Genomic DNA, 25,753 nt, shown 5'->3' with positions numbered 1-25,753 from the left:
CACCTGTGATTCGGTCAAACCCTTTTTTCAAAGCCGATTACGGCTCTTGTGGAAAACTAGCCTGAGCCCCGCAAATGCGTTGGAGCCGGGTTTGCCGAAGACAGGAAGAAGGACGAATCCGAGGGCCATTGCTCTTGGGCTTCCATAATCAATCGCTTTTGACGCGCCCGCGCAGGCCCTGTTTTCCAGACCGGCGAGGTCATGGAGCCGAGCAGGCCGCCCCCCCTTTCCATTCCCCCGCTGCGTCCCCCCTCTCAACCAGATGCGCGTACAGGCGCTGCGCCCGACAGTTCGGGTAGCCCGAGGGCAATGGCCCTCGGAAAGTCCTCTTGCTCCTGCCCGGCATCCCATCCACCTGGCCGACCTTCTTGGATACGTCTCTTATATAAGGCGGCATCAATTGCTCTTGGATCGCAGCGTCCCCTTCCGGGTCCGCGCCAACGCGCTCCTTATACAGAGGCACCGGAGCGGCAGCCGCCCCCTCCCCACACCGAATCGCCTCGACCATGCGTGGCGAATCACGCGGATTGAGTCGCCGCCCCTCCCCTCAGCCGACAAAAAAAGGGGTCGGACACGAAAAAATGCGCGAAGGGCGGTTTGGGAGGCTCGCAAGTGGGGCCTGCGCCATCCCGGACGTCCCCCTAGTTTTGAAGGTGTCCGCCCTCCTTGCGGGGTCGGGCCCGATCGCCCCACCCCAACATGGTGAACATGAGCCTAACGCCAAAAATGCCGCAGTCGCGGAAATCGGCGCGCGCAACGATTGCAGGCGACTACGCATCCCCCGAAACACCGCGCAAACCCTCATCTAAATGTTTGGATTCAAGTAAGAAATACGCAGATATCGCGTTAAAATAAGTTCACCACGCCCCATTAGGAGACGTTCACTAGCGGACACCTACTTCGCCGATCAGTCGAGCGGCACACCGTCTGCATCAACGACAGACACGCCGACAAACAATTTAAAAACAAGGGATTGATCACATGGAAAAGACTGTCATCGCTTCGTCCGCCACGCTCGTTTCGCCCGACGCCTTCTACACCACCGACAAGTACGAGAAGAAGCAGTGGTACCTCGACGGGTCCACCATGGACTCCTCGCTGAGCATCGATGTCTTCTCGGTCTGGGCGGATTACACCGGCAAGGGCGTGAAGGTCGGCGTGATCGACAGCCAGATCGACTTTCGTCACTCCGATCTGAAGGGCGCCTATGACACCTCGCTCGACTACAACTTCGCGCTCGGCACCGGCAACGTCAGCATCGATCCGGCAAACCTGCCGCACCTGCACGGCACCGCCGTCGCCGGGATCATCTCGGCCGAGGGTGACAACCTGGTCGGCACCGTGGGCATTGCCTCGGGCGCCACGCTGGTCGGCTATGGCATCGACTACAACAAGTCGACCGCCGTCTCCGACATCCTCGCCGCGCTGGACCGTTCGGCCGAGCTCGACGTCGTCAACAACAGCTGGAGCTTTTCTTCCAACTTCGCCGACGACTTCGGCCGCAACCCCGAATACGGCGCCGCGCTCCTCAACCCTGTCATGAACGGGCGTGACGGCCTGGGTACCTCGCTCGTCTTTGCCGCGGGCAACGTGGGCACGGGCGGCTCGTCGAACTACCACAACTTCCAGAACTCGCCCTACACCATCGCGGTGGGCGCGGTGGACCCGAACGGCGCGGCCTCCTCGTTCACCAGCGTGGGCGCCAACGTGCTGATCTCGGCCGCGGGCCGCGATGTCTTCACCACCACCCTCAACGAACGCTGGGACCACTTCAACGGCACCTCGTTCGCCGCCCCCGCCGTCTCGGCCGCGATCGCCCTCATGCTCGAGGCCAACCCGGAGCTGGGCTACCGCGACGTACAGGAAATCCTGGCCTACTCGGCCCGCCGCGAGGGCCTCTCGGACACCGTCACCTTCAACGACGGCTGGACCACCAACGGCGCGACCAACTTCAACGGCGGCGGCCTGCACTTCAGCGACGCTTTCGGCTACGGCTTCCTCAACGTCCATGACGCGGTGCGCCTCGCCGAGACCTGGACCGACCAGCAGACCTACGCCAACCTCGCCAGCGTCTCCAAGACCGTGACCACCAACAAGACCCTTGTTGCGGGCAAGACCGACATGATCGCGGTCGACCTCGTCATCGACAAGGCGATGTCGGTGGAGCACGTCCAGCTCTCGATGGACCTGCGCTGGACCGAGACCGGCAACCTCGATGTCTACCTGGTCTCGCCCGAAGGCACCAAGGTGCGCCTGATGTACGATCTGCCCGGCACCGACCGCGTGGGCAACGTGCGCGACTTCACCTTCTCCTCGGTCGCCTCGATGGGCGAGATGGCCAAGGGCACCTGGACGCTGGAGATCCACAACCGCAACCCCGATGCCGTCCTCAAGAGCGGCGATCCGATGTCGGGCACCCTGAGCGATGTCACCCTGACCGTGCTGGGCAACGCCGCCGACCTCGACGACGACACCTATGTCTACACCGACGAGCTGGGCCTGCTCTATGACGGCGCCGACCTGGCCGAGCGCAGCGTGCTGCGCGACACCGATGGCGGCACCGACACGCTGAACGCGGCGGCGATCACCTCGGGATCGACCATCGACCTTTCGGGCAAGAGCGCCACGAAGCTGGCCGGCGTGACGATCGCCATGGACGCGAGCATCGAGAACGCCTTTACCGGCGACGGCAACGACACCGTGCGGGGCAGCAACGCCGCCAACGTCGTCGGCACGGGCCGCGGCAACGACACGATCTACTTCAGCTTCGGCAACGACGTGCTCGACGGCGGCGCGGGCCAGGACACGCTGGTCATCGACGCCACCCTGGGCTCGCTCACCGGCGGCCTTGCCGCGGACGGCACCCTCCACATCTCGGCCCGCGCCGGTGAAGTGACGAGCGTGGCCAACGTCGAGACCTTCGTCCTGGCAAACGGCAGCTACAGCTTCGCGCAGCTTTCCGCCGCGCTGGGCGACGCTCCGGTCGACGCGCCGGTCGACACCGTTCCTGTCGACACCGTCCCCGTCGACGGCACGCCCGATGCCCTGGCTCCCGCCGATCCCGCCCCCGAAGCTCCGGCTCCGGCTCCGGAAGAACCCGTTGCCGAGGAACCCGTTGCGGACGAACCGGCCGCCACGCCCCCTGCGGACGAGGGCCGCGCCGACTACGCCACCTACCTTACCGGCACCAACGGCGACGACAGCCTCGAAGGCGGCGAAGGCGCCGACCACATCTCGGGCGGCGCGGGCAATGACCGCCTCGAGGGCAACGCGGGCGCCGACATGCTGCTGGGCGGTGCGGGCAACGACGTGCTCAAGGGTGGCGATGGCAACGACTGGCTCTACGGCGGCGAGGGTTCGGACCGCCTCTATGGCGGTGACGGCGCGGACACCTTCGTCCTCGACTTCGCCGACATCGGCAACATCGACACGATCTTCGACTTCGACACCGCCGAGGGCGACCGCATCCTCCTCACCGGCGTCGGCGCGGACGACATGAGCGGCGCCGAGTTCACGCTGACCGAGGCGGGCACGACCATGATCCTGCAGATGACCCTGAACGGGTCCACCCACGATGTCGTGCGCCTGCGCGGCTACGGCGAGCTCGACCTGTCGATGGCCGAGACCGACCTGGGCCTGCTCTGCGCCTGACCCCATTGCGCTGAATACAAAGTCCCAATCTCGACCGGGAGAGGCCGGGCCCTGCACGCAGGGTCCGGCCTTTTCGCGTGTCCGGCCGGTTTTTCCGAATCCAGCCACGGAGGAGGAAAATCCGCCCTGCGCAGTGTCGGGCTTCCGGCCAACTCGCCCGAACCGCGGAAAATCTACGCAAAGGGTCGTAGTCTTCCGAGCACCATGACGTGTGCACATCTTACGGTGAAACGAAGAATGTGCCTCCGGTACGGGGCAGTTCAAAGCAACCCGGATATCTTAAACCCCTAATAACTAGGGACACCCAATCCCGGAAAATCAAAACTAGGTACTACAACATAGTAAATAAACTCGGTTTCGGACTTTTAACCGTGGAACGCCCACCACCCAGCAGTGCTATCCCGAAGTCACAGATGGCCGGGACTTCGAAGTTCTGGTCGGACTTGCAAGAACGACGGCTTCGCTCGCGCACCTGCCCGCGGAGCACACAACAGGGGGTCGCTGCAAGCTGTGCACACCGCCGGGCACACGGTGTCCGGTTCGACAAATGCAAGATGCAGTGAGATGCGAAAGGAAGTTTACATGGCTGAGATCATCAACGCCGAAGAAGGTGGCGGCCTGGTTGAAGGCAACGAGTTCGACAATGTCATCAACGGGACCGCCGGTAACGATGAACTTCAGGGCGGCGGCGCCCTCGACATCATCAAGGCCGGGGCAGGCGATGACACCGCGAAGGGCGGCGCCAACCGCGACAAGCTCTACGGCGGCGAGGGCGACGACACCCTCTACGGCCAGGGCTCGAACGACAAGCTCTACGGCGGCGAGGGTGACGACTATCTCGATGGCGGCGGCCAGAATGACCGTCTCTACGGCGGCGATGGCAGCGACACGATCATCGGCGGCGACGGCGATGCCGTCCTCTATGGCGACAACCCGAACGACGACAACGACAACGAAGGCTTCGAAGACTTCTTCGTCTTTGACGCCGACGACGGCAACGACAAGGTCTTCGACTTTGAGAGCGGGATCGATCACGTGGTGCTGACGGAGGGCGTCGCCTACGAGCTGAGCTACGACCTGCCTTCGGGCAACACCTTCATGACCTATGGCGCCACCACGGTGATCTTCTATGATACCGAGGTCCTGGACAGCGACATCATGTACGCCTGATCCGTGTAGCTTCCGTCCCGAAGTTCACAGACTGAAGAAAAAGGAGCCGGAGCAATCCGGCTCCTTTTTCGTATGCGCCCTCTCCGCAGACTGACCTGCTCGCCCCGATCGGCCCACACGGTTCATCGCACCGGGCACTCGGAACCCCGCACAAGACGGCCTCTGCGGCCGTGTGTTCATTTATGGGCAAGCCTGGACTCAACAACCAGCAAGTCCACCGCGTTCGCGGATCAGGGCGCGCCCCATGGGACGCCCTCGTTTCCGCCGGACGCGACCGACGAAGGGTTTTTGAACGCCGGGCACAACCGAGAGGGGGGCGCTGGAAGGCATCGTCTTTCTTGCGCGGAGCGATTGTCCCGGCGGACACGGAACGGAGGAAGATACATAATGCGAGTCATTTCGAACACATCGGCCATCACCCTCGCGCTGGGGGCACTGGCCGCCGCGGGTGCCGCTTCGGCGCAGGACCAAGGCTCCGATGCCGAACTTACCGCCAGCATGTACAGTGACGCGCCGGCCGACACCGCCGAAATGGTCGAGGGCCCCGAGCTGGAAGGCTTCATCTCCGCACGCGACGGCAACCGCCTGCAGATCACCGGCGAGGACGGCGCGCGCAATGTCGTGACACTCGACCAGACCACGCAGATCGTTTCCAAGTCGGGTATCTTCGGCATCAGCTCGAAGGACCGCACCGACCAGGCGCTCCTGAACGGCCTGCCCGTCGACGTGCGCACCATGCAGAGCCCCTCGGGCGACCTGGTGGCCAGCCGCATCAAGTTCCAGAAGGGCGACTTCGAAACCGCCGCGATGATCCGCAATGGCACCGAGCAGGGCTTTGCCGAGCAGACCGCCGCCACCGAGGCGCTGCGCGGCCGCATGGGTGACATCGACAAGTACAACATCAAGGGCACCACCAACGTCAACTTCGCCACGGGCAAGTGGAACCTGTCGAGCGAGGCCAAGGCCGACCTGTGCGCCACCGCCAGCGCCGCCGAAGGCATGGACAACGCGCTGATGCTGGTCGTGGGCTACACCGATTCCACCGGCAGCCAGGAATTCAACCAGATGCTGAGCGAAAAGCGCGCCTCCGGCGTCGTGAACTACCTGCAGCAGGCCTGCGGCTGGAAGCCCTACCGCATGCTCACCCCCACCGGCATGGCCGAAGCCGATCCGCTGGCCGACAACACGACCGAGTACGGCAAGGCGCAGAACCGCCGCGTCGCGGTTAACATCCTCGTCAGCAAGGGCCTCGACGGCCTCTAAGCGCCGCGCAGCACACCTGAAATCCCAGACACCCCGTCGCGGCTCCGGCCACGGCGGGGTGTTCGTGTGAAGGGAAGGCCGCAAAAGGCTGGATGCACGGGGCCATCGCCCCTTGCCCCCAAAATCGGCGACCTCACGTTTGTCCGCCAAGGCGGCGCGCTAGACGTGCGCTCGACAGTTTGGGGAGCCCGAGGGCAATGGCCCTCGGAAAAATATCTGTCTTGTCTGTGTCCTGATCCCAGGAGAACGACATGCAGGTCCGGTCTTTCCACGCCTTGCGCCCGCCCCCCTCTGGGCAGGCTGCGAGCCATCGCGTACCAGTCCGCGCCCTCCCCTGCCCACGTTACGGACCTATGGAATGACCAGCCCCCAGCCTTCCGAACTCACCACCCGCTGGGCCTGTGCCGAGGACCTGCCCCGCATCCGCGATCTCATGCAGACGGCGATCGACACGCTGCAGGTCTCCTGGCTGACACCCGAGCAGGTCGCCGCAAGCCACCACCTCATGGGGCTCGACACCCAGCTGATTGCAGATGGCACGTACCTCCTGGCCGAGATCGACGGCCAGCTCGCCGGGTGCGGGGGATGGAGTTACCGCGCGACGCTCTATGGCGGCGATCACAGCGCCGCGCTGCGCAACCCCGCCACGCTCGACCCGGCGCGCGATCCCGCCCGCATCCGGGCCATGTACACCCACCCCGACTTCACCCGCCGGGGGATTGCCCGCCTCGTCCTGCAGCGCTGCGAAGAGGCCGCCGCCGCAAAGGGCTTCACCCAGGCCGAACTCATGGCCACGCTCAGCGGTGAACCGCTCTACCGCGCCTGCGGCTACGTCACCGTCGAAGATGTCGAGGCCGAAACGGCGGGGATCACCATCCCCTTCCGGCGGATGCGCAAGGCCCTTTGAGGCGGAAGTCAGAAGGAAAAAACAGATCCGAGGGCCATTGCCCCCGGGCTCCCCAAACGACCTAGCTCACCGTGTGCCAGCCGCCCCGACCACGAGAGGTGAGGTCGCCGATTCTGGGGGCAAGGGGCGATGGCCCCTTGAAAACGACTTCCTTCCAGCGCCCTTTGGGGATGCTTTTCCTTCCAGGAACTCCCCCCTTACGGCACGGCGAGCGCGTTCTCCGGGCCCCAGAGGGGCGCGTGGCGAACCGGCCGTCGCCGGGTGGCGCTGCGCACGTCGTCGGCCAGCGCGCTGACCAGGCCAAAGCCGAAGGCCAGCATGCCGCCGAAATCCGCGCTCCCCACCATCAGGCCCACGACGAAGCCCGGTATGACGGCAAAACGGAAGGCGCTGAAGACGAAGGACGCCTCTCCCGTCCGATCACGGCCCGTGCGCAGCAGGCACTGCAGGAAGAAGCCGTAATAGAGGACCCCGCCCAGAAGGCCGGTTCCACTCAGGATCGCGACCAGGCTGCTCGACGTGCGCGCGCTGCCCAGCCCCAGACCCAGACCCTGGCTGGAGAGTAGCCCCTCAAAGGCCACGCGCCGCCACATGCCGCGCTGCTCGAAGGACTCCGACGAGCCCTTCTGTAACACCATGCGATCCACCAGCTCATAAAGTGGGTCCAACGCATGGGGCGTGACGATCACCACCAGGCACAGGCCGATCACCAGCACCACCACGAAGCCCAGCTCGCCCGCGACGCCGCGCCGCGCGCCGCGCCCGCGCGCGCCCAGCCGCAGGCACCAGTCCACCACGGCCAGCATCACGAACACGGCGAACCCCACGTAGGCACCGCTCGAACGCGCGAGCCAGATGCACCCGATCAGGGCAAGGACCAGGAGTGGAGCCGCGATGTCGCGCACGGCTCCCTGCCACATGGCCCGGCGATAGAAATGGATCGCGCACAGGAAGCCAGGCACAGTCCGCCATAGGCCGAGGCCTCGGGCATGAGGCCCACCACGCGCTTGCCGCCCAGCACTTCGACATCGACCGCAAGCGCGTAGCTCGCCGTGCGGAAGGGGGCGAGCAGGCCATTGAGCGGCAGGCTCCCCGACGCCAGATCGAGCAGCCCGGTCAGCACCGCGACCGCGCCCCCCAGGCACAGCGCACGGTAGGCGTGCTGGCGCAGGCGCGGACCGCGCAGGAGCCGGGCAAAGGCAAAGACGCTGGCCAGCGCGATCAACAGGTAGGCCAGCTGCGAGATGTTCTGCTGGTTGGGGCGCAAGGGCACCGTCTGGTCAAGGTCGCCGCGCACGGGCACGACTTCGATGACCCCTGCAAAGAGGCGCGGCATGAACAGCGTGACGATGACCGCCACCACGCCGAACGCGGCGAGGAGCAGGAGCCGTTCGGGCCGCAGCGCCATCCCCAGCAGCGCGCCCGCACCGCCCGGCCGCACGAAGGTGCGCAGGACCAGCGCCAGCGCCACCATCGGCGTGGACGTGAAGGTCAGCCCCCCGGTCAGTCCCGTTGGGAGCACCGCGAAGGCACCGAACGGCATCGTCGCAAAGAAGAGGTAGAGAAGGACGCTGCGCGGCCCGGCCATCCCCCAGGCCAGGAGCGCCCAGAAAACCAGGATAGGAAGCAGTGTCATCGCGCTTCTCCCCAAGCCCCACCCAGCCACACCGCGGCGAGACCACACCCGTGGCTGCGCACCGCTTTGGCGCTCCCCCGACAGGCCATCCTACCAGGCGTCCATCGGCCGGCCGATCATCGCCTCGAAGGCGGTCCGGCGCGGCGCGAGATACTCGGCAAGGTAGGCGCGCGCCGCCGCTTCATCGACGTCCTGCTTGTCGAAGGAAACCGTTGCCGCCGAACGCAATTTCCCGACAAGACTGTCCGGCAGGTGCCCGCGCATCCCGGCCCAGAACGCGGAATCGCGCAAGGCCCGGACGAAGGGAAAACGCTCGCGCCGGCTGGTGGGCGGCGAGCGGTGCCGATCGGCGAGGTCCGCCTTGGCGTAGTCCACGCCGGGAAGGCCGAGCCAGGCAAAGCATTCGTCCAGCACGCGGTGCCGGTCCCGGCGCAGCTCCTCGGCCGCAAAGACGTGGATCTGCTCGGGCGCGAAATGGGCCCGGTATTCGGCCAGTTGCAGGGCATAGTCGGAGGTGTCGCGGTAGATCGGGTTCTCCCGCATGGCCCGTTCGATCGGCAGGCGCTCCTGGAATTCCTTGGCCCGCTGCCAGTAGTGCGCGATGGCGCGCGAGACCGGTTCGCGCACGACGTAGATGATGCGCGCCTCAGGCACGCTCGCCGCGATCCGCGCCGCCACGCCGCTGCGCGCCGGAGCCTGCGAATAGTAGACGCTGCCCTCGCCGCGGTAGCGGGCCTGGGCGCGCCCCTCCCACAACGCGAGATAGGCCTCAGGCTCATGCGAGCAGGCGCGGCGCGCCATGATCGGCCAGGCCTGCGCCAGTTCGGCCGGATCGACGAAGAAGCAGGGCTCCTTCTCGGTGCTCATCGCGATATCGGGGTGCTGGCGCAAGTAGGCGTGGAGCGCGCTGGAGCCCGACTTCGACGCACCGATCACGAACAGGTTGGGCCGCCCGGGGGCCGCCGCCACCTGCGCCAGCGCCGCCGCGCGATCCCCTGCCCCCGCAGACGGGGCCAGCTTTCCCGGGTGTCCATCCGCTTCGGCGGCAATGCCTGTGCGGCGTTCGATCGTGTCCTGCATCCTGCGTCTCTCCATGGCCGGTCAGCGCAGCCAGACTATCCCTACGCAGACCTGCATAGTACCGCAGGAGCCTCCATTTCGGTGGCATCGCGCCCGCAGCATGCCGCAGACGCCCGGAACGCCCGGAGAAACCCCCTTCAACCGCCCACACATGCTGCGCTGCAACCTGGTTGAAGCCCCCCGACATCGCGTCCGAAGAAGCCGGAAAGACGCGGCCTGCGGGGCGGCTGCGTCCCATCGTGCGGGTCGCGTCCCCGGGCTACCTCGTAAACGGATGCAAATGGCGTGGGCACAGGCCGGCACGTGGGGCACCCTGAGGATGAACACGTGCCTACTCGTAAGGTACCGGCGGACATCCCGCTTCGCGCGTCTGCAGATGGCTCGGCTCATGGCTCTGCACATGGCTCTGCTCATGGCACGGCGCGCGGGGCGTCACAGGATATCCGGCGCCCTTGCGGCGGGCACTCATCCTGCATCGAGGTTCGCATGCACCCTATCCTGCCTCCCCTTCTTGCCCGCGCGCCCGCAGTGCCAGCGCCGGCCAACGACGTCTCTGCAGGCGCGGCACGGCGCAGACCCGACGTCGCGGCTCCTGCTCCCGTTGCCGATGCCGCCTCCCTGCGCGTGGCCGTGGTCGTCGCCAGTCTCGGCCGCCCGGAACTGATCACGCAGATGCAGGAACTGATGGCCCGGCAATGCCAGCCGCCCGATCGGCTGCTGTTCTCGGTCACCGGGGCGCAGGACCTCCCCTCCCCCCCGCCCGTGGGAAACCGCATCGAAATCGTGACCGGCCCCAAGGGCCTGTGTGCGCAGCGCAATACCGCGCTGGACCAGTTGGGCAGGGACTACGACGTCATCGTGTTCTACGATGACGACTTCATCCCCGCGCCGGACAGCATGGCTCGCATCCGAGAGTTCTTTGCCTCCCATCCCGACGTTGCGGGCGCGACCGGGCACGTGATCGCCGATGGGATCAACAGCCCCGGGATCGACTTCGCCAAGGCCCAGCAGCTGCTGCAGACCCACGGCGATGCACACGAGCGCGCGCCCAACTGCATCGTCACCGATCTCGCAGGCCTCTACGGATGCAACATGGCCTACCGCACCGCCGCCATCGGCACCCAGCGCTTCGACGAACGGCTCAAGCTCTATGCGTGGCAGGAGGATATCGACTTTGCCGCCTCCCTTCGCCCGCGCGGCCGCATCGTGAAGACCTTTGCCTTCTGCGGCGTGCACCAGGGGGTCAAGCATGGCCGAACACCCGGGGTGCGGCTGGGGTATTCGCAGGTCATCAACCCTTGCTACCTGGTGCACAAGGGAACGATGCCGCTTGGCTTCGCCTTGCGCCTGGTACTGGGTAACCTCATGGCGAACCACGTGAAGATCCTGAGGCCCGAACCCTGGGTGGACCGGCGCGGCCGGGCCTGGGGCAACTGGATTGGCCTGTTCGACCTCATCCGCGGGCGCCTGACCCCGGAAAGGATCGAAACCCTTTGACCCACCCGCCGCGCAGCCTACACGGCTGAGCATGCACGCACCGGTCGATTCCCCCACACCGCGCACATCTGTCGGTATGCGCCTGCGCATATGGCTCGTTCGGCTCGCGGTCCTGGGCCTGGCCATCGCCGGGCTTGTCCTGCTCCTGCCGAGACTGGCCGGACATTGGCCGTACCTGGGACTTGCCGCGCTCATCCACGTGCCAGCGATGTGGCTGGGCCTGGCATCCACGCTTGGTCTGCTCGCGCGGCGAGTGCGCCGTGCGCAGCTCAGCCCTTCCCGCTTCGGCCTTACCGGGGTCGGGCTTGTCGGGATCGCCCTCATGCTGATCGTTGCCCTGCAACCTGCGACGCGCGTCCCGGCTCTGTGCCCGCCGAATGCGCCGCGGCTGACCCTCGCCTGGCTCAATGCCCTCCATGTGCGGCGCCCCGACCTTATCCGCCGGTGGTTGCAACGCGCCCGCCCCGACGTGATCGGCTTGGCTGAAATGCGCTCGGGGGCCGCCGGACTGGACGCCTATCTCGCGCGCAACTACCCCTTTGTGCAGAACTGTCAGCGCAAGGGAGAGTGTTCGACACGGCTCTACACGCATATTCCCCCCACCGGGAAACTCGGCCTGGCCCGTGGCGATGCCGAACAGCGCCGGACGTTATCGGGGGCGGGCCTCGTATTTCCGGCGAGCCCGGGCACACGGGCCTGGAGCATCGCGGCCGTCCACTTGTCCCGGCCGACATCGCCCGAGGCGCAAGCCCGTGAGCTGCGCGAGTTCGACGCCCGCATGGGCGCGGATGCCGACACGCTCATCCTGGGGGATTTCAACCTCTCGCCGCGCCTGCCGGTCCTCCGGGATTTCGTTGCCCGCAACGGCCTGGCGATCACCCGGGCAGACCAGCCGACCTGGCCGCTCGAACTCGGGGAGAGGCGCCTTGAAGGACTATGGCAGATCGACCACCTGCTGACGGGTCGCCACTGGCAGGTGGAAAGCTTCAAGACCTCGCCCTGGCTCGGCTCCGACCACCGCGGCTTCATCGCACGGGTCTGCCGGGTAAACTGACCCACCCGGCGCGCGCAATGGCGCATCTCCGCGCCCCGACAAGGAGCAGGAGAGCCCCCTTTCCAGCCGCTCCCCCGCCCACAGGATCGGCAATGTGCCCTTTCCCGGCCCTGGCAGCGCACCAGGAATGGGGGCCCAGATCGGCTCGATCCGGTCGTCCTGGCAAACTTGGCACGCCGGAGGTCACCGCTTTCGACGACGCCCCGCGCCCCCAAGGACGTGCGGATCAGGCGGCACCCACGGATTTGAGCCCCCATCGGGCGACAGGCTGGAGATCGACACGCCTCCGGCGCAGACTGCTCTGGGGGCCTGGCTGTTAACCGCAAGACCGGGATGCTTGGCGGCGGTGCTTGCACCTCTGCCCGAAACGGCCAAGCGCCAAGGCGTCCATTCCCAGGGCCCGCGAGCCGTTGTGCCCGGCCCGAGCGGCAAGGGGCATCCGGTCCCTCCGATCCTCGAACGGCGCCTTTCCTCGTCCCCAAGCCATGGAACAAGCCCCCCCCCTCTCCTGCTCGAATGTGCAAAGACGCGTGAGGTCATAGCGCGGACCGCCAGCCCAGGCCGCGACCTTCATCGCGCAGCCTGGTGCACCAGAGCGCTTGGGCGTATTCGCGCAAGTCTACGGCCTCCCTCGAGCACGAGGTCGATCCTGCCCCGTCAATGTCGGCAGGCTTGCCCCGGACGCTTACGACGGATGGTGGTCCAATGGCCAAACGCGAGCAGCAGGTCGCGCCACGGTGCACCGCACCGCGCCGCACTGCCCCGCCTCGAAGCCCGCCCTTGCGCATCGACAAGATGCCCCCGGTTGAAACCGACCTGGGAAAGGCCGCCTTGCCCGCCCCCGTCACGGGGCCATCATGTCGGTTCGATACGGCGCGCCTGTTTCCAGCAAAGCACTCCCAAGGCGAAAGGGAGACCGAAGAACAGCGCATATACCTGCCAGCTTTCCGCCAGAACGGCCGGGATGGTGCCGGGCTCGAGAATGGGCAGGAGCAGCGGGAACAGCATGATGGGCGGTGTCGTCCAGAGTGACACGGCCGCCCGCTTCCAGAGTGTGACGTTCGAGGGAGGCGTGATGAACCAGCGCCAAAGCCTCCGGCCGATGTGTTCAGACCTCGCCATGGCACGAACCATACATCGTCCACGCCGAGACGCCATGTTGCCTTCCTTGCCATCTGTGCACACGGCCGTACGGGCGAACAGGCGCAGTCCCCGTGTCAGCTCTTGATCCGTTGGAACTGGCTGGCGAAGCGGACATTGTACGCGTGCAATTCGCCGTCTGGCGTCATCACGAGCTCGGTGATGTTCGCGCGCTGAAAGGCCTCCTCGGCCGCCGCATCGTTCATCTTCAGACTGACCGTCAGGGCTCCATCATCTGTAGCGACCACCATGTAATCGTAGTCGATTACCCGTGCGAAGCAGACGATCTCACCGCCCTTGATGAAAAGTTCAGAAGCTGGATCTTCGATGTCCGTCCACCGGCCCTGCATCTCGACAGGAAGTGGCGCATCCCGTTCACGCCGTTCCATGATCGACCTCCTGATGCCTGGCGCCCCCATCCTGTCACCCGATGGAGGGACCGACAACACGTCATTTCGTATGGCGGCATTGGCAATCACAACCGGTTCGAGCGGTTTTCCGCTTCCTCCGTTACGTCCCGCCGAAGTGTGGCTGGCGCACGCTGGCGTAGTGCCCCCATTCTCACGCGAACCTCCCGCGCGTTCTGGCCCTGTGGTAGGTCCGCAGCCGCCTGCCGCGGAACTGTCAGACGACCGGACAGAACCAGGCCGAATACATCGGCGCGCCAGTCCTGGATCTACGCACGTTCGCGCAGATCGGCTCAGTACGCCCCGCGTGAACAGGCGACGGCCGGAATGGTCCGGACCAGCAACCAGAGGTCCAAGGCCAGCCCCTTGCGGCAGATATAATCGATGTCCATCCGCACGCGGGTGGCATAGGACACGTCGCTGCGGCCGCTGATCTGCCACAGGCCGGTCAGCCCCGGACGAACCCGGCAATAGACCTCGAACTGCCGACCATAGCGCTCCACTTCGGAGAGAACCACCGGACGCGGCCCCACGATGCTCATCTGCCCGGCCAGGACATTGAAGAGCTGCGGAAATTCATCGAGGCTGAACTTGCGAAGGATGGCACCGACCGCGGTCACACGCGGGTCGTCCCGAAGCTTGCAGGTCACGGCCAGTTCCCGCCGGGCCGCGGGGTTTTCCGCGAGGTAGCGTTGCAGGATCTCGTCGCCATCGGTGCGCATGGTGCGGAACTTGAGGCAGGGAAAGAAGCGTCCGCGATAACCGACACGGCGGTGCGCGTAGAAGACCGGCCCGGGATCGTTGAGGAAGAGCAGCGCGGTGAGCAGCAGCAGAAACGGAGCGATCAGCACAAGGATAGCCGTGGCGATCAGAATATCGAACAGCCGCCAGACCGCATGCTGCAACGCCGAGGGCGTGCCCGGCTCGGGCCCCGAAGCCGTCCCCATCGCGCCAAGCGGCCCGCCCCCTGTGGCAAGAGCGAAAGACTGTCCCGCCAGGGACCCGGCCCAGTGTGGTACGTTTTCTGCGACATCGGCAGGTCTCCCTGAACGTGAGTGTGACGATGCGGCCCGATGCGATCTTGTTGTCCTGCGACTATCCATGCGCATCTCGCAGCTGCAACAGGATCAAGGTTCACTTTGGGGCAATTCACTCCGTCCCCGGCGCTCCTGCGCCGCGTCCCGTCCGAAGAGCGCGGCCAGCGCCGCATAGCTTTCCTGCAGCTGCACGCAGGTCGCCGGCGACAGATCGAGATCGGAGGGATCCACCGGCCGCCCGGGCAGGCCCGGCTCGATCCGGGAATGGCGGCCGCTGACCAGCGGGTCCCCCCCGCCGCCCCGGCGTGACGCCGCCTTGCTGCGATAGGCATTGACCAGCGGCGGGGTGATGCCCAGCCGCGTGGATATTGCAGCGAGGACGGCATCGGGGTCGCGCAGAAGCGCCTCGTGGGTAAGACCGATCCGACGTGCCGCCTCGAAGCGTGGCCACATCTCGGCCAGCGCGGCGAGGCGCCCGATATAGTAGGACGCGGCTTCCTCGTGGGTGCGGTATTCGTCCCGCCCCAGCCGCGCGAAGAGATCGACGATCGAGCGGACCGAGGCGAACGGCTCGCGCACGAGGAAAATCGCCCGCGCCGAGAAGAAGGCGGGGGGCGCGGCGGCATCGAGACGGGAATGGAGGATCTTGTCGAACTGCCAGGGCGCCCGTGCATCCCAGCCCTTTCGCCGTGCGCAGTTGACCGCGAGCCGCCCGGGAGCATCGCGCCCGTCATGGGTGACATGGCTCTCTCCGTAGCCGGAAAAATCCGGCCGTGAACACACGATGTTGGAGAGCGCGGTCGACCCGCAGCGCATGTGTGCCAGCACGAAAAGGCACCTGTCGTAGCGGCCATGCGGAAGCGCGCGCCCGACCAGCCAGCCCAACCCGCGCTTCCCCGCATCGCGCAGGGATGTGCGGGGAGCAAAACCGATCCGGCCCGCCCCGTCCCTCTCCAGCCCGCCCCTCCTTTCGTGCGCGTCCTCCAGCTCCTGGCCGTCCTCTCCTCTCGGCAAGATCAGTCCCGCGTCCTCGTGCATGCGTTCCCCCTGTTCCTTGACGTTGCTCGACCCGGGCAAGGGTCTGAATCGGCGCAGATCGCGCGCCGTGTCCCGAGGGTAAGGCCCAGGGCCGTCCGACACCCGGCGAGTTAGGTCCAACTTGGCGGTACTTCGCGTTCCGGAACCCCGCGTCTCCACGTAGAACAAGGGGCACTCAGGGGGCGTCCGGGGGGACCTGCGCACGCCTCCAGGCTTCGCCACGGCGGGAATTGAGAGGGAGCATGGCGGCAACGATGGGCGAGATGACAGCCCCGCGAAGGAACCGGCGGCAGGGCCTTGCCCGCGCAACACGGCAGGGTGCGCGCGCACTCTTCGCGATGATCGCCCGCTCGCTGCAACAGGTCTCCACGCTGGTCATCACGCTGCTGGCGGCCCGTTTCCTCGCCCCTGGCGACTACGGCGTCTACAGCCTGGCGATCGTCTTCATCATCCTGATCCAGACGCTGACCTATACCGGATTCTACCAGTTCATCCTGACCTCGCGCGCGCCGGACGAGGCGGTTCTCTCGACCTGCTTCTGGCTCATCCTGGGGCTCGTCGGGGCCGCCTCCGCGCTGCTCGCGCTCGCCGCCTGGCCGCTCCAGTGGCTGTTCCAGGCCCCGGACCTGGGCGGCGTGATCCTCCTGCTTGCCCTGCTCCAGCCCCTTGCCGGAATCGGGGCCTGGTCCTCCGCCGCGCTGCTGCGCCGGGGCGCGGCCATGCTCAACTTCCGGATCATGTTCGCGCAGAACCTGCTCGCGCTCGTGGGCGGGGCGGCGCTGGTGTGGACGTGGCATTCGCTTTACGCGCTCGTCGCGTTCCGGGCCATCCGGGTGCTTTCCGGCGCCCTGCTCTACGCTTTCCTCGCGCGCGATTGCCCGCAGCTGCGCTTCGACGTTGCGCTTGCCCGCGGCGCTACCCGCTTTTCGGCCGGGCTCTACGGCTCACGCGGGCTCGGCTTTCTGGCGCAGTACGCCGCCGACCTCCTCCTCGGCCTCTTGCACAGCCCGACCGCGGTCGGCCTCTACCGTTTCGGCAACCGGGTGGCGACCGGGATCACGGACACCGCGATGCAGCCCATGGCCAGCTTCGCGGCCATGCAGATGGGCGCCGCTGCGCGCAAGGGGCACGACCTCTCCGCCACGCTTGCCCGCTTTTCCGGGACGCTGGCCCTGGCGGCCGGCATGCTGGGCGCCGGGATCATCGTGCTCGCCGACGACATGATCGCGCTGTTCTTCCAACCCAGCTACGCCGCGGGCCTCCTCGTCACCTATGCCATGGCGCTGCGGGCGCTCGCGGGCGCGGGCAAGCTTCTCATCGAGCCCGCCTTCGCCGCTCTCGGACGCACCACCTCGGTCATGTACTTCAACCTGGTAACCAGCCTGGTCGCGGTGGCCGCGGTCTTCGCCGCCTCGCCCTGGGGCCTTGCCGCGCTGGCCTGGGCGCAGGTCGGGGTGGTCGCGGCCTCCACGCTTTATGCCTTTGCCCTGCTCTCGCGGCGCGGCCGGCTCGACGTGTGGCCAAGCCTGCGCAATCTCGCGCTCGCAATCCTGCTCTGCGCGAATTTCGGCCTGCTGCTGGGGCTGGGGTGCCATGGGCTCGAGCCGCTGCTGCCGCCGGGCCCCCTCCCGGCCCTGGGAGGACGCCTGGCCTTTGCCGCCCTGCTGGCACTGCCCACCCTCGCGCTCGCGCTGCGCCTGCGCGTCCTCGACCTTTCGGTCTTCTCCGGGTGAGGTTTCCTGCCCGCCCCGCGCCCTCGTGTCCCCTGCGCCCCTGCCAACCACCCCACGGAGTAATCGCGATGCACAGGTTCCCGAACGCCGCCGCCATCCGGCCCGCGCCCCGCGCGCATCCGGCCCGGATCGGCAAGGTCGATAGGGCAGCGTGCGCAGCGGCCTGCCCCTCCGCGGCGCGAACCGGGGAGCAGGTCCATGGGTGAAATCCTCGTCAACGCCAAGTTCCTGGGCGCCGGGCTCAACGGCGTCCATCGCACCGCGGCCGAATTCACGCAGCAACTCGTGCGCCGGGCCCGCCAGCCCGATCCACATGCGGCCACGCGCGCGCGCGGCACGCGAGGGCACGAGGAGAACGGGCACACGGTCCGCCTGCTCAGCCCCCCGGCGCGCAAGCGCTGGCGGGGCTCACGCCCGAAGTGCGCAAAGGCGCCTTCGGAGCCGGACAGGGCTGGGAGATGCTCACCCTGCCGCGCGCCGCCCGCGGCTCCCTGCTGGTCAATTTCTGCAACCTGGCCCCGCTGCTGCACGCGAACAGCGCGGTGATGATCCACGACGCACAGACCTTCCTCTACCCGGAGGACTATTCCGGGCGCCAGGCCCGCGCCTATCGCCGCCTGCTGCCCTGGATCGGGCGCCGCGCCCGCCGCGTCCTCACCGTCTCGGAATTCGCGCGGCAAAGCCTCGCCAGCTTCGGCATCGCCCCGCTCGACAAGATCGACGTGGTGCACAACGGCACCGACCACCTGACCCGCGAGGCGTCCGACCCGGAGATACTGGGCCGGCTCGGCCTCGCTCCCGGAAGCTACGTGCTGACGGTGGGATCGGCCAAGGGATACAAGAACATGCGCACCATCTTCGAGGCGCTGAGGGCCCCTCCTGCCGGGGGCCAGCGGCTGGTCGTTGCCGGAGGACCGGGGGCGCTCGCCTACCATGATCGGGGCTGGACGCCCCCCGCCCATGCGCTCTTCACCGGGTTCGTCAGCGATGCCGAACTGCGCGCGCTCTATACAGGCGCCAGCGCCTTCCTGTTTCCTTCGCTGACCGAAGGTTTCGGCCTCCCTCCTGTCGAGGCGATGCACAGCGGCACGCCCGTCATCGCCGCCCATGCCGGAGCCATGCCCGAGGTGTGCAGCGATGGCGCCCTCCTTGTCCCGCCCGAGGATCCGCAGGCCTGGCGCGAAGCCTTGGACGCCCTGCTCTCCAGCCGCGAGCTTGCCGGCCACATTGTCGCCCGGGGGGCCGAGCGCGCCGCGCAGTTGAGCTGGGACGCCGCCGGAGAACGGCTGTGGCAGGTCCTCGAACCACTGGTCCCGCCCACACGCCCCGCGCAAGCAGGCACGGCTTCACGGGGGCCCGCCTACGGCTGGGATTCGGGCGGCTCTTCGCTTTCGACGAGTTCGGCGATCTCGAAGCGATAACCCGTCCAGCCCCGCTTGCGCGCGCCATCGCCAGCGGGCCCCTTCAACTTCTTCGCCTCGGCCAGACTGCGGGTGTGCCCCCAGAAGACCTCTGTCTTGCCATTCTCCAACTCGGCCACGATGCGCCAGTAATGGGTGAAAGGATCCGTCGTGGGGCCAATCGTCTTCACGTAGCCATCGGGCAGCGTGGCGGTGAGATAGCGCTTCTTCCGGGATTTGCGGGCCATGTCCTGCGTCTTACCCGCAGAGTTCCAGCCCCGTCCAGACCCATGCGGATGCCCTCGGCACGTTCGCCTTTTCTCCCTCGCCAGGAAGGAAGCAAAACAAGACAGTCCAGATTGAAGGGCCATCGTCCCTTGACCCCAAAACGGGCAACCTCACCTTTCGCGGCCACCGCAGCGCGCGAAGGGTGAGGTCGACAGTTCGGGGAGCCCGAGGGCTACGGCCCTCGGAAAGTTCCTCTTTCCCGCTTTCGCCAGGGAAAAAGCAAAACAAGACAACCCAGATTCAAGGGGCCATCGCCCCTTGACCCCAAAACGGGCAACCTCACCTTTCGCAACCACCGCAGCGCGCGAAGGGTGAGGTCGACAATTCGGGGCGGCCCTCGGCCCCGACCTTCCTCATACCTATGAAAAAGGGGCGCCGGACAGATGCCCGGCCCCCCAATTCGCGTGGACTTTCGTCCCGGTTGCAGACCTTAGAAGGTCATGCGGCCCGAGATGAAGAAGTCGCGGCCCAGCACGTCGTAGACACCCGGCCAGGTGTTGTTCTGCTGCTGGTTGTCGCCCATCGTCGGCGGCTGCTTGTCGAACAGGTTGTTGACACCTGCGGTCAGCGAGAAGTTCTCGGTCACGTCGGCCGAGAAGGTCAGGTCGAACTGGTCGTACGACTTCAGACGCTCGACCGCATAGTCGGTCGAGTCATCGTCGTCGCGAACCGCACCCACATGGCGCCAGCGCAGGCTGGTGGTGAGCGGGCCGTCGATGAAGCTCAGACGCGAGGTCCACTTCCACTTCGGCGTGGGCGTACCGCAGGCCAGATTGCCGAAGGCTCCGGCGCACTGGTACTGTTCCTCGGGGTTGCTCGCGACCGGGATGTAGATGTTGTCGATCGTGTAGTTGCCGAGGACGTTGAACGAAATCCGCGCATCTTCGCTGATCAGACCACCGCCGAGGCTGGTGATGTAGCTCAGCTCGAAGTCGAGACCCTGAACCTTCAGGCCACCGGTGTTGGCCGCGAGGATCGAGGGAACGTTCTCGCCGTCCATGATACCATTGGCGTTACGGGTACCGATGATTGCCTGGCAGTACTCGTTATTGATGTCCTGGAAGACGTTGTAGCACAGATTGAGCGTGTTGCTCAGACCGCCGCCGTAGTCGCCGATCGCGCCATCGACCTTGATCTTGTACCAGTCCAGCGTGGCGGTGAAACCGGGGAAGAAGGTCGGGGTCACGACCACACCGGCCGTCCAGGAGTCGGAGGTTTCTTCCTGAAGGTCCGGATTGCCGCCGAACAGGCCCTGGATCTGCGAGTTGGGCTGTACGGCATCAGTGAACACGGCGGTGGACGGAACACCGGTGGCGATACAGAGATCGCGCACGACATCAGTGCGGTTTTCGGCCGGCTGACGCGACGAGCACGGATCGGTTGCACCCGGGAAGCCCTGGGCGAGGCCGCCAAACAGTTCCTGGACGTTCGGTGCACGAACCGCACGCTGGTACTGACCACGGAAGGTCACGTCGGGGATGGGCGCGTATTCGATGCCGCCCGCATAGGCCCACACGCCGCCCACGGCGCCGAGCGAGTAGTCGGAGTAGCGCACGGCGCCCGACAGTTCGAGGCGGTAGATGCCGGGCGTGTCGGTGACCAGCGGGAGACGCAGCTCGCCGAAGATTTCCTTCACATCGTAGGCACCCGCTGTCGGGTTACCGGCGTTGAAGCCGATCACGTCACCCGAGGAGAGCGCGGTGTCGGGGATGAACTCCGAGGAAACGCGGCGGTATTCCGCACCGATCGCGAAACCGATATCATCGCGGCTCATGCCGGTGTTGAACAGCGAACCGCTGATCACGCCCGAGGCAACCTGCAGGGTCGAGATCTCGGTGTTCTGCGCGGTGATCGAGATCGCATCCACCATCTCCTGGGTCAGGGTACCCGGGCCGTAGATGTTGATGTCCGTCCCGGTGCCATCGAGGCCAGCCTGGAAGGCCGAACGCGACACGTTGCCGGTCTGGATGTTCGAGTTCCGCGTACGCGCGAACATGTAGTACGCATCGTAGTTGATGTTGCTGGTGATTTCACCACGCGCACCGAGCAGGACGCGGAAGGCGTTGCGCTCGTCGAGCGAGTTGCGCGCGCCCACTTCGGTGGTACGGCGGGTCACCGACATGCGGACCAGACCGTCACCATCGGTGTCGAGCTGGTTCATCGCAGCCGCATCGGCAGCCGAGATGAACTGCGAGGCCGTCGCCACGTCGATGTTGAACGTGCCGGTCACCGGGGTGGCGGCGAGTTCGTTGGCCACGCGGTTGTTGACGAACGAAACTTCGGCGTAGGCGGTGTGGCCGTCCGAGAATTCGTAGTCCGCGTAGCCACCCATCAGGTAGCGTTCCTGCGGAACCATCAGGTAGTTGACGGGACCGTAGTTGTAGAGGTCGGTGCCGACGCGCGGACGCGACGAACCCGGGGTCTCGTAGAAAGCGCCCGGCGAGCAGTAGACGTTGCCGGTGGGGCAGTCCGCGGCCGCGAGGACCGAGGTGAAGCGGCCCTGCGGGGTCGTGGCCGAGCCGCCCGGGATGATGTTACCTTCGTAGTCGTCCCAGTTCACGTCTTCCGAGAACTTGCGGGCACCGGCGAAGACGTCCTTGCGGTCGTAGTATTCGCCATAGACGGTGGCGTGGCCGCGGCCGTCGGCGAATTCGCCACCGAAGGCGAAGTTGGCGGTCAGGCGCTGGCCGTCGCCACGGCTGGTGACACCGTACTGCGCGCCCATTTCAAGGCCCTGCACGTCCTTGAGGCGGAAGTTGACGACACCTGCAAGCGCGTCCGAACCGTACACGGCCGAAGCACCGCCGGTCACCACGTCGACCGACTCGATCAGGAACGAGGGGATGGTGTTGAGGTCGACGATCTGCTGGGTATCGTAGAACATCCAGCGGCGGCCGTTGACGAGCACCATGGTACGGGCCGAACCCAGACCGCGCAGGTTGAGCGTCGCAACGCCGCCACCCGGGTTGTTCGAGAACGAGGTGGTGCCCGGAATGACCTGCGGCAGGGTGTTGATGACGCTTTCGACGTTCACCGCACCCGACAGGGCGAACTCTTCGCTGTCGACGACGGCAACAGGAGCTGCCGATTCCACGTTGCGGCGCGCAATGCGCGAACCGGTGACGATGATCTCGCCGCTGGGCTCGGACGCCTCGGCCGGCCCGGTCTGGGCATAGGCGTTCGTCGAGACCAGAGCCGCCGCCGCGGTCAGGCTCGTCGCGCTGATCAGCGCGGCCTTCTTCAGGTGTGTTTTCACTAGTTGTGTGTCCCTTGTTGCTTCAGATCTCCCGACAGGTGCGTGACCAATCCTGCCAGATGACCCGGATGCCGGTGGTCCAACCCGCGTTGCGCGCAGGACCGCCATGCGTCAGTTTTGTTGCGTTCTCAGGGGCGCCTTTCAATCCCATGTTGTGCATGACGGAAAAATGACGCGACGCCTGTTGCCTTGTTGCAACATCGCTGTGGTCGCCGATTGTTGCTGGCGTTTTGTCGGTCGATTTCCACCGCATCGCACCCCCGCACGACAAGTGCGCATGCGTTCGGTTTACAGGAGACCATCTTTCGAAAAATCATATGGTCGTGAAATCTTGTTGCTTAGTGCCGACATTCCGCCGAGCGCGATTGACCCTTCCGCCCCCCCGACTTAATCACGCGGTTAAACAAGCCGCACCCGGATCAAGCCGATTGCAAGAATGCAACGGTGCCCCTGCCGCCCATGCTGCAAGGGCAAAATGGTGCGAGCCAAAGAAGGGAATCACAGGCCATGAAACTGGCAGAGGATGCTGCAGCTATCGTCACCGGAGGGGCCTCGGGCCTGGGCGCCGCCACCGCCCGCGCCTTGCGGGCGCGGGGTGTGAAGGTCGCCCTGTTCGACCGCAATCCCGAGGCTGTCACCGCGCTGGCCGCGGAAATCGGAGCCGTCCCCTGCGTGGTCGACGTCACCGATGAGGAGAGCGTCGCGCAAGGGTTTGCCAAGGCCCGCGCGGCCAACGGGCAGGAGCGGATCCTGGTCAACTGCGCCGGGATCGCGCCGGCCGCACGCACCGTCGGGCGCGACCGGGAAAGCGGGGCGCGCACGCGCCACGACATGGCGCTGTTCGAGGCGGCGGTCGCGATCAATCTCGTCGGGACCTTCCGGTGTTGCAGTCATGCCGCACAGGGCATGACCGCCCTGCCCCCGCAAGGGCCGGACGGCGCGCGCGGTGTCCTCATCAACACCGCCTCGATCGCGGCCGAGGACGGGCAGATCGGCCAGGCCGCCTACGCCGGGTCCAAGGGCGGGGTGGCGGCGATGACGCTGCCCCTCGCGCGCGACCTCATGGCCGACGGCATCCGCGTCAACACGATCCTGCCCGGCATCTTTGCAACGCCGATGGTCGCGGGCATGCCCGAAGCCGTGCAGGACGCGCTGGGCGCGGCCGTCCCCTTCCCCAAGCGCCTGGGCCAGCCCGAGGAATACGCGCGCCTCGCCCTGTTCATAGCCGAGAACGACTACCTCAACGCCGCCACGATCCGTCTCGACGGCGCGGTGCGCATGGGACCGAAGTAAAAAGCCAAGCAGAAAAAGAGAGCACGCAAAAGGGCTTGCACCATGCGGCCGGAGGGAGGAAGGGCAAGGACATGGCGGACAAACAGGATCTCAATGCCCCTCCGGCGCGCGGGCGCTACTGCTCGACACGGCCAGCGCGATCATGCGCGACGGCGATGTCATCGACATCTCGCTCTCCGAACTCTCGCTGCGCTCAGGCCTCAATTCCGCGCTGGTAAAGTACTACTTCGGCAACAAGGCGGGGCTGCTCAAGGCCCTCCTCGACCGCGACTGGGAGGCCATCGTCACCTCGGTCGACGCGCTGGTCGCCAAGGACGGCTGGGCGCCCGAGGCCAAGCTGCGGCGCCATATCCTCAAGGTCGTCGACACCTTCTACGAGGTGCCCTACCTCAACCGCCTGACCATGCGCGTCATCCGCGAGAGCGACGATACCGAGGCACGGCGCATCGCCGACTGCTATCTCTCGCCGATGTACCGCGCCTATGAAAGCCTGATCGGCGACGGCGTGGCGGCCGGGGTCTTCCGCCCCACCGACCCGCAGCTTTTCTACTTCACCGTGACCGGGGCGGCCGACCGCTTCTTCTCGGCGCGCCTGGTGCTCAAGCACTGCTTCGACCAGGACACGTTGACCGAGACCCTGCGCGACCGCTATCGCGAACACACTCTCGACATCATCATGGCAGGTATCCTTGCGCGCTGAAAAATCGCCGTTCTGGCACATCGGGGTCCTTGGCGGATCGGGTCTTGCGGCCGGTATCGAACTGGAGGACGCGCAGGAGATCGAGGTCGCCAGCCCCTTCGGAAAACCGTCCGGGCCGATCACCACCGGACGCATCGGCAACGTGCGCTTCACGTTCCTTGCGCGCCACGGCGCGGGCCACGCGATCCCGCCGTCCGAGATCAACTACCGCGCCAATATCGACGTCCTCAAGCGCTGCGGCGTCACCGACGTCGTCTCGCTTTCGGCGATCGGCTCGCTGCGCGAGGACATGGCGCCCGGGCACATGGTCATGGTCGACCAGTTCATCGACCGCACCAGCCAGCGCACCAACAGCTTCTTCGGCACCGGCCTCGTCGCCCATGTCTCGATGGCCGATCCCACTTGCGCGCGCCTGCGCGAGGCGCTGGGCGAGGCCGCGAGCCTGGCGGGCGGCCACGTCCACACCACGGGCACCTACGTGTGCATCGAAGGCCCGCAGTTCTCCAGCCGCGCGGAAAGCCGGATGTACCAGGCCTGGGGCGCCGACGTGATCGGCATGACCGCAATGCCCGAAGCGCGCCTCGCCCGCGAAGCCGAACTCCCCTACGCCACGCTCGGCATGGTCACCGACTACGACTGCTGGCGCGAGGAGGAAGAAGGCGTGGAAGTCAGCCACGTGCTCGAAGTCATGCACAAGAACGCCGAAATCGCGCGCAAGACCGTGCGCGAACTGGCCAGGGGACTACCCGAACGGCGCGAGCCGGTGGGCATCGACACCGCGCTCGAATACGCGCTCATCACCGCGCCCGACGCGCGCGACCCCGCCCTTGTCCGCCGCCTCGACGCCGTCGCCTGCCGCCTGTTCGGCGAGAAGGACTGAGGCAGAAACCAGAAGGTAGATGTTCCGAGGGCCATCGCCCTCGGGCTCCCCAAACTGTCGAGCACAGCGCAGGCAACCGATCACGGCCGACAACGCCCCTACATTCCCGTCCAGCACCTCAATTCCATTGCTCGAGAGCAGCCATTCGCGAGGCATGAGCCAAGCCCTTCGCCGCGAAAAAAGCTTCCGGTCTGCGAACGACCAGTTTCATTCCTTTGGGATATTCGCAATTCCTCTTTCAGGAAATGGATGCGTTCATCTCAGGACTTCTCTAAAGCTATAGCCTTTCAGTCGTACTGAGGTAGGGGCGTCGTGCAGGGAAA

The 25,753-nt window shown here is 66.3% G+C and carries 20 protein-coding genes; 11 read left to right on the top strand and 9 right to left on the bottom strand.

Features of this window, described 5'->3' with window-relative positions; translation table 11 throughout:
• Positions 1–981: 981 nt before the first annotated feature.
• The 4 genes from MBENS4_RS13915 (at position 982) to MBENS4_RS13900 (ending at position 6,991) form a co-directional block, all read left to right on the top strand.
• Entirely contained in the window at positions 982–3,651 is a 2,670-nt protein-coding gene (locus tag MBENS4_RS13915; RefSeq protein WP_039391436.1) for a S8 family serine peptidase, read from the top strand.
• Between the two features lie 582 nt (positions 3,652–4,233).
• Positions 4,234–4,821, top strand: a complete 588-nt coding sequence (locus MBENS4_RS13910; protein ID WP_039391435.1) for a calcium-binding protein — start codon at positions 4,234–4,236, stop codon at positions 4,819–4,821.
• Positions 4,822–5,208: 387 nt separating this feature from the next.
• The gene (locus tag MBENS4_RS13905; protein WP_039391434.1) at positions 5,209–6,084 is read left to right on the top strand and encodes an OmpA family protein; all 876 of its coding nucleotides are present in this window, start codon (positions 5,209–5,211) and stop codon (positions 6,082–6,084) included.
• 358 nt (positions 6,085–6,442) lie between these two features.
• Complete coding sequence (locus tag MBENS4_RS13900) at positions 6,443–6,991, top strand: GNAT family N-acetyltransferase (RefSeq protein WP_039391433.1); 549 nt, start codon at positions 6,443–6,445, stop codon at positions 6,989–6,991.
• A gap of 197 nt (positions 6,992–7,188) precedes the next feature.
• On the opposite strand, the gene MBENS4_RS13895 is transcribed toward MBENS4_RS13900, so the two are convergent.
• The 3 genes from MBENS4_RS13895 to MBENS4_RS13885 all read right to left on the bottom strand — a co-directional run bounded on the left by MBENS4_RS13895 (position 7,189) and on the right by MBENS4_RS13885 (position 9,707).
• Positions 7,189–7,911, bottom strand: a complete 723-nt coding sequence (locus MBENS4_RS13895) for a hypothetical protein (protein ID WP_144400917.1) — start codon at positions 7,909–7,911, stop codon at positions 7,189–7,191.
• The gene (locus tag MBENS4_RS13890) at positions 7,857–8,627 is read right to left on the bottom strand and encodes a hypothetical protein (RefSeq protein ID WP_039391431.1); all 771 of its coding nucleotides are present in this window, start codon (positions 8,625–8,627) and stop codon (positions 7,857–7,859) included. Before MBENS4_RS13890 ends, MBENS4_RS13895 begins: the two co-directional genes overlap by 55 nt.
• 90 nt (positions 8,628–8,717) lie before the next feature.
• On the bottom strand, positions 8,718–9,707 hold the full coding sequence (locus MBENS4_RS13885; RefSeq protein ID WP_052322292.1) for a sulfotransferase family protein: 990 nt from the start codon (positions 9,705–9,707) through the stop codon (positions 8,718–8,720).
• Between the two features lie 486 nt (positions 9,708–10,193).
• Here MBENS4_RS13885 and MBENS4_RS13880 point away from each other — a divergent pair, with 486 nt between their 5' ends.
• Positions 10,194–11,204, top strand: coding sequence for a glycosyltransferase family 2 protein (locus tag MBENS4_RS13880; protein WP_144400916.1), 1,011 nt, complete (start codon positions 10,194–10,196; stop codon positions 11,202–11,204).
• A 31-nt stretch (positions 11,205–11,235) separates the two neighbouring features.
• Entirely contained in the window at positions 11,236–12,258 is a 1,023-nt protein-coding gene (locus tag MBENS4_RS13875; RefSeq protein ID WP_084592092.1) for an endonuclease/exonuclease/phosphatase family protein, read from the top strand.
• 855 nt (positions 12,259–13,113) lie between these two features.
• Here the strand turns inward: MBENS4_RS13875 and MBENS4_RS25840 are convergent.
• The 4 genes from MBENS4_RS25840 to MBENS4_RS13855 form a co-directional block, all read right to left on the bottom strand.
• Positions 13,114–13,392 carry a hypothetical protein gene (locus tag MBENS4_RS25840; RefSeq protein ID WP_039391430.1) on the bottom strand — a complete coding sequence of 93 codons (279 nt, stop codon included), beginning with the start codon at positions 13,390–13,392 and terminating at the stop codon, positions 13,114–13,116.
• A gap of 83 nt (positions 13,393–13,475) precedes the next feature.
• On the bottom strand, positions 13,476–13,787 hold the full coding sequence (locus MBENS4_RS13865; RefSeq protein WP_039391428.1) for a hypothetical protein: 312 nt from the start codon (positions 13,785–13,787) through the stop codon (positions 13,476–13,478).
• A gap of 311 nt (positions 13,788–14,098) precedes the next feature.
• Positions 14,099–14,752, bottom strand: a complete 654-nt coding sequence (locus MBENS4_RS13860; protein ID WP_084592091.1) for a sugar transferase — start codon at positions 14,750–14,752, stop codon at positions 14,099–14,101.
• A gap of 180 nt (positions 14,753–14,932) precedes the next feature.
• Positions 14,933–15,880 carry a sulfotransferase gene (locus tag MBENS4_RS13855; RefSeq protein ID WP_144400915.1) on the bottom strand — a complete coding sequence of 316 codons (948 nt, stop codon included), beginning with the start codon at positions 15,878–15,880 and terminating at the stop codon, positions 14,933–14,935.
• A gap of 242 nt (positions 15,881–16,122) precedes the next feature.
• Between MBENS4_RS13855 and MBENS4_RS13850 the strand changes: the two genes are divergently transcribed.
• Both MBENS4_RS13850 and MBENS4_RS13845 read left to right on the top strand, forming a co-directional pair.
• Entirely contained in the window at positions 16,123–17,613 is a 1,491-nt protein-coding gene (locus MBENS4_RS13850) for an oligosaccharide flippase family protein (RefSeq protein WP_039391426.1), read from the top strand.
• Between the two features lie 419 nt (positions 17,614–18,032).
• Entirely contained in the window at positions 18,033–19,034 is a 1,002-nt protein-coding gene (locus MBENS4_RS13845; protein WP_242404906.1) for a glycosyltransferase family 4 protein, read from the top strand.
• Here MBENS4_RS13845 and MBENS4_RS13840 read toward each other — a convergent pair.
• Entirely contained in the window at positions 18,974–19,261 is a 288-nt protein-coding gene (locus MBENS4_RS13840) for a hypothetical protein (protein ID WP_039391425.1), read from the bottom strand. The two genes, MBENS4_RS13845 and MBENS4_RS13840, sit on opposite strands and share 61 nt — an antisense overlap.
• A 470-nt stretch (positions 19,262–19,731) precedes the next feature.
• A complete protein-coding gene (locus tag MBENS4_RS13835) occupies positions 19,732–22,557 on the bottom strand; it encodes a TonB-dependent receptor domain-containing protein (RefSeq protein ID WP_039391423.1) in 2,826 nt (941 codons plus the stop codon).
• A 507-nt stretch (positions 22,558–23,064) separates the two neighbouring features.
• Between MBENS4_RS13835 and MBENS4_RS13830 the strand changes: the two genes are divergently transcribed.
• From MBENS4_RS13830 to mtnP, 3 genes are all read left to right on the top strand, one after another.
• Positions 23,065–23,850, top strand: coding sequence for an SDR family oxidoreductase (locus MBENS4_RS13830; RefSeq protein WP_039391421.1), 786 nt, complete (start codon positions 23,065–23,067; stop codon positions 23,848–23,850).
• Positions 23,851–23,992: 142 nt separating this feature from the next.
• Positions 23,993–24,550 carry a TetR family transcriptional regulator gene (locus tag MBENS4_RS13825; RefSeq protein ID WP_242404905.1) on the top strand — a complete coding sequence of 186 codons (558 nt, stop codon included), beginning with the start codon at positions 23,993–23,995 and terminating at the stop codon, positions 24,548–24,550.
• Entirely contained in the window at positions 24,540–25,430 is an 891-nt protein-coding gene (mtnP, locus tag MBENS4_RS13820; protein ID WP_052322289.1) for an S-methyl-5'-thioadenosine phosphorylase, read from the top strand. The genes MBENS4_RS13825 and mtnP overlap by 11 nt, the downstream gene beginning before the upstream one ends.
• The last annotated feature ends 323 nt before the right edge of the window (positions 25,431–25,753 follow it).

The sequence above is a fragment of the Novosphingobium sp. MBES04 genome (assembly GCF_000813185.1).
Classification (GTDB): Bacteria; Pseudomonadota; Alphaproteobacteria; order Sphingomonadales; family Sphingomonadaceae; genus Novosphingobium; species Novosphingobium decolorationis.
This window is presented reverse-complemented; position numbering and strand designations above follow the sequence as displayed.

Coding starts and splice junctions, on each gene's coding strand:
- MBENS4_RS13915 (WP_039391436.1), top strand. CDS start 982: ATGGAAAAGACTGTCATCGCTTCGTCCGCCACGCTCGTTTCGCCCGAC.
- MBENS4_RS13910 (WP_039391435.1), top strand. CDS start 4,234: ATGGCTGAGATCATCAACGCCGAAGAAGGTGGCGGCCTGGTTGAAGGC.
- MBENS4_RS13905 (WP_039391434.1), top strand. CDS start 5,209: ATGCGAGTCATTTCGAACACATCGGCCATCACCCTCGCGCTGGGGGCA.
- MBENS4_RS13900 (WP_039391433.1), top strand. CDS start 6,443: ATGACCAGCCCCCAGCCTTCCGAACTCACCACCCGCTGGGCCTGTGCC.
- MBENS4_RS13895 (WP_144400917.1), bottom strand. CDS start 7,911: ATGTGGCAGGGAGCCGTGCGCGACATCGCGGCTCCACTCCTGGTCCTT.
- MBENS4_RS13890 (WP_039391431.1), bottom strand. CDS start 8,627: ATGACACTGCTTCCTATCCTGGTTTTCTGGGCGCTCCTGGCCTGGGGG.
- MBENS4_RS13885 (WP_052322292.1), bottom strand. CDS start 9,707: ATGCAGGACACGATCGAACGCCGCACAGGCATTGCCGCCGAAGCGGAT.
- MBENS4_RS13880 (WP_144400916.1), top strand. CDS start 10,194: ATGCACCCTATCCTGCCTCCCCTTCTTGCCCGCGCGCCCGCAGTGCCA.
- MBENS4_RS13875 (WP_084592092.1), top strand. CDS start 11,236: ATGCACGCACCGGTCGATTCCCCCACACCGCGCACATCTGTCGGTATG.
- MBENS4_RS25840 (WP_039391430.1), bottom strand. CDS start 13,392: ATGGTTCGTGCCATGGCGAGGTCTGAACACATCGGCCGGAGGCTTTGG.
- MBENS4_RS13865 (WP_039391428.1), bottom strand. CDS start 13,787: ATGGAACGGCGTGAACGGGATGCGCCACTTCCTGTCGAGATGCAGGGC.
- MBENS4_RS13860 (WP_084592091.1), bottom strand. CDS start 14,752: ATGGGGACGGCTTCGGGGCCCGAGCCGGGCACGCCCTCGGCGTTGCAG.
- MBENS4_RS13855 (WP_144400915.1), bottom strand. CDS start 15,880: ATGCACGAGGACGCGGGACTGATCTTGCCGAGAGGAGAGGACGGCCAG.
- MBENS4_RS13850 (WP_039391426.1), top strand. CDS start 16,123: ATGGCGGCAACGATGGGCGAGATGACAGCCCCGCGAAGGAACCGGCGG.
- MBENS4_RS13840 (WP_039391425.1), bottom strand. CDS start 19,261: ATGGCCCGCAAATCCCGGAAGAAGCGCTATCTCACCGCCACGCTGCCC.
- MBENS4_RS13830 (WP_039391421.1), top strand. CDS start 23,065: ATGAAACTGGCAGAGGATGCTGCAGCTATCGTCACCGGAGGGGCCTCG.
- MBENS4_RS13825 (WP_242404905.1), top strand. CDS start 23,993: ATGCGCGACGGCGATGTCATCGACATCTCGCTCTCCGAACTCTCGCTG.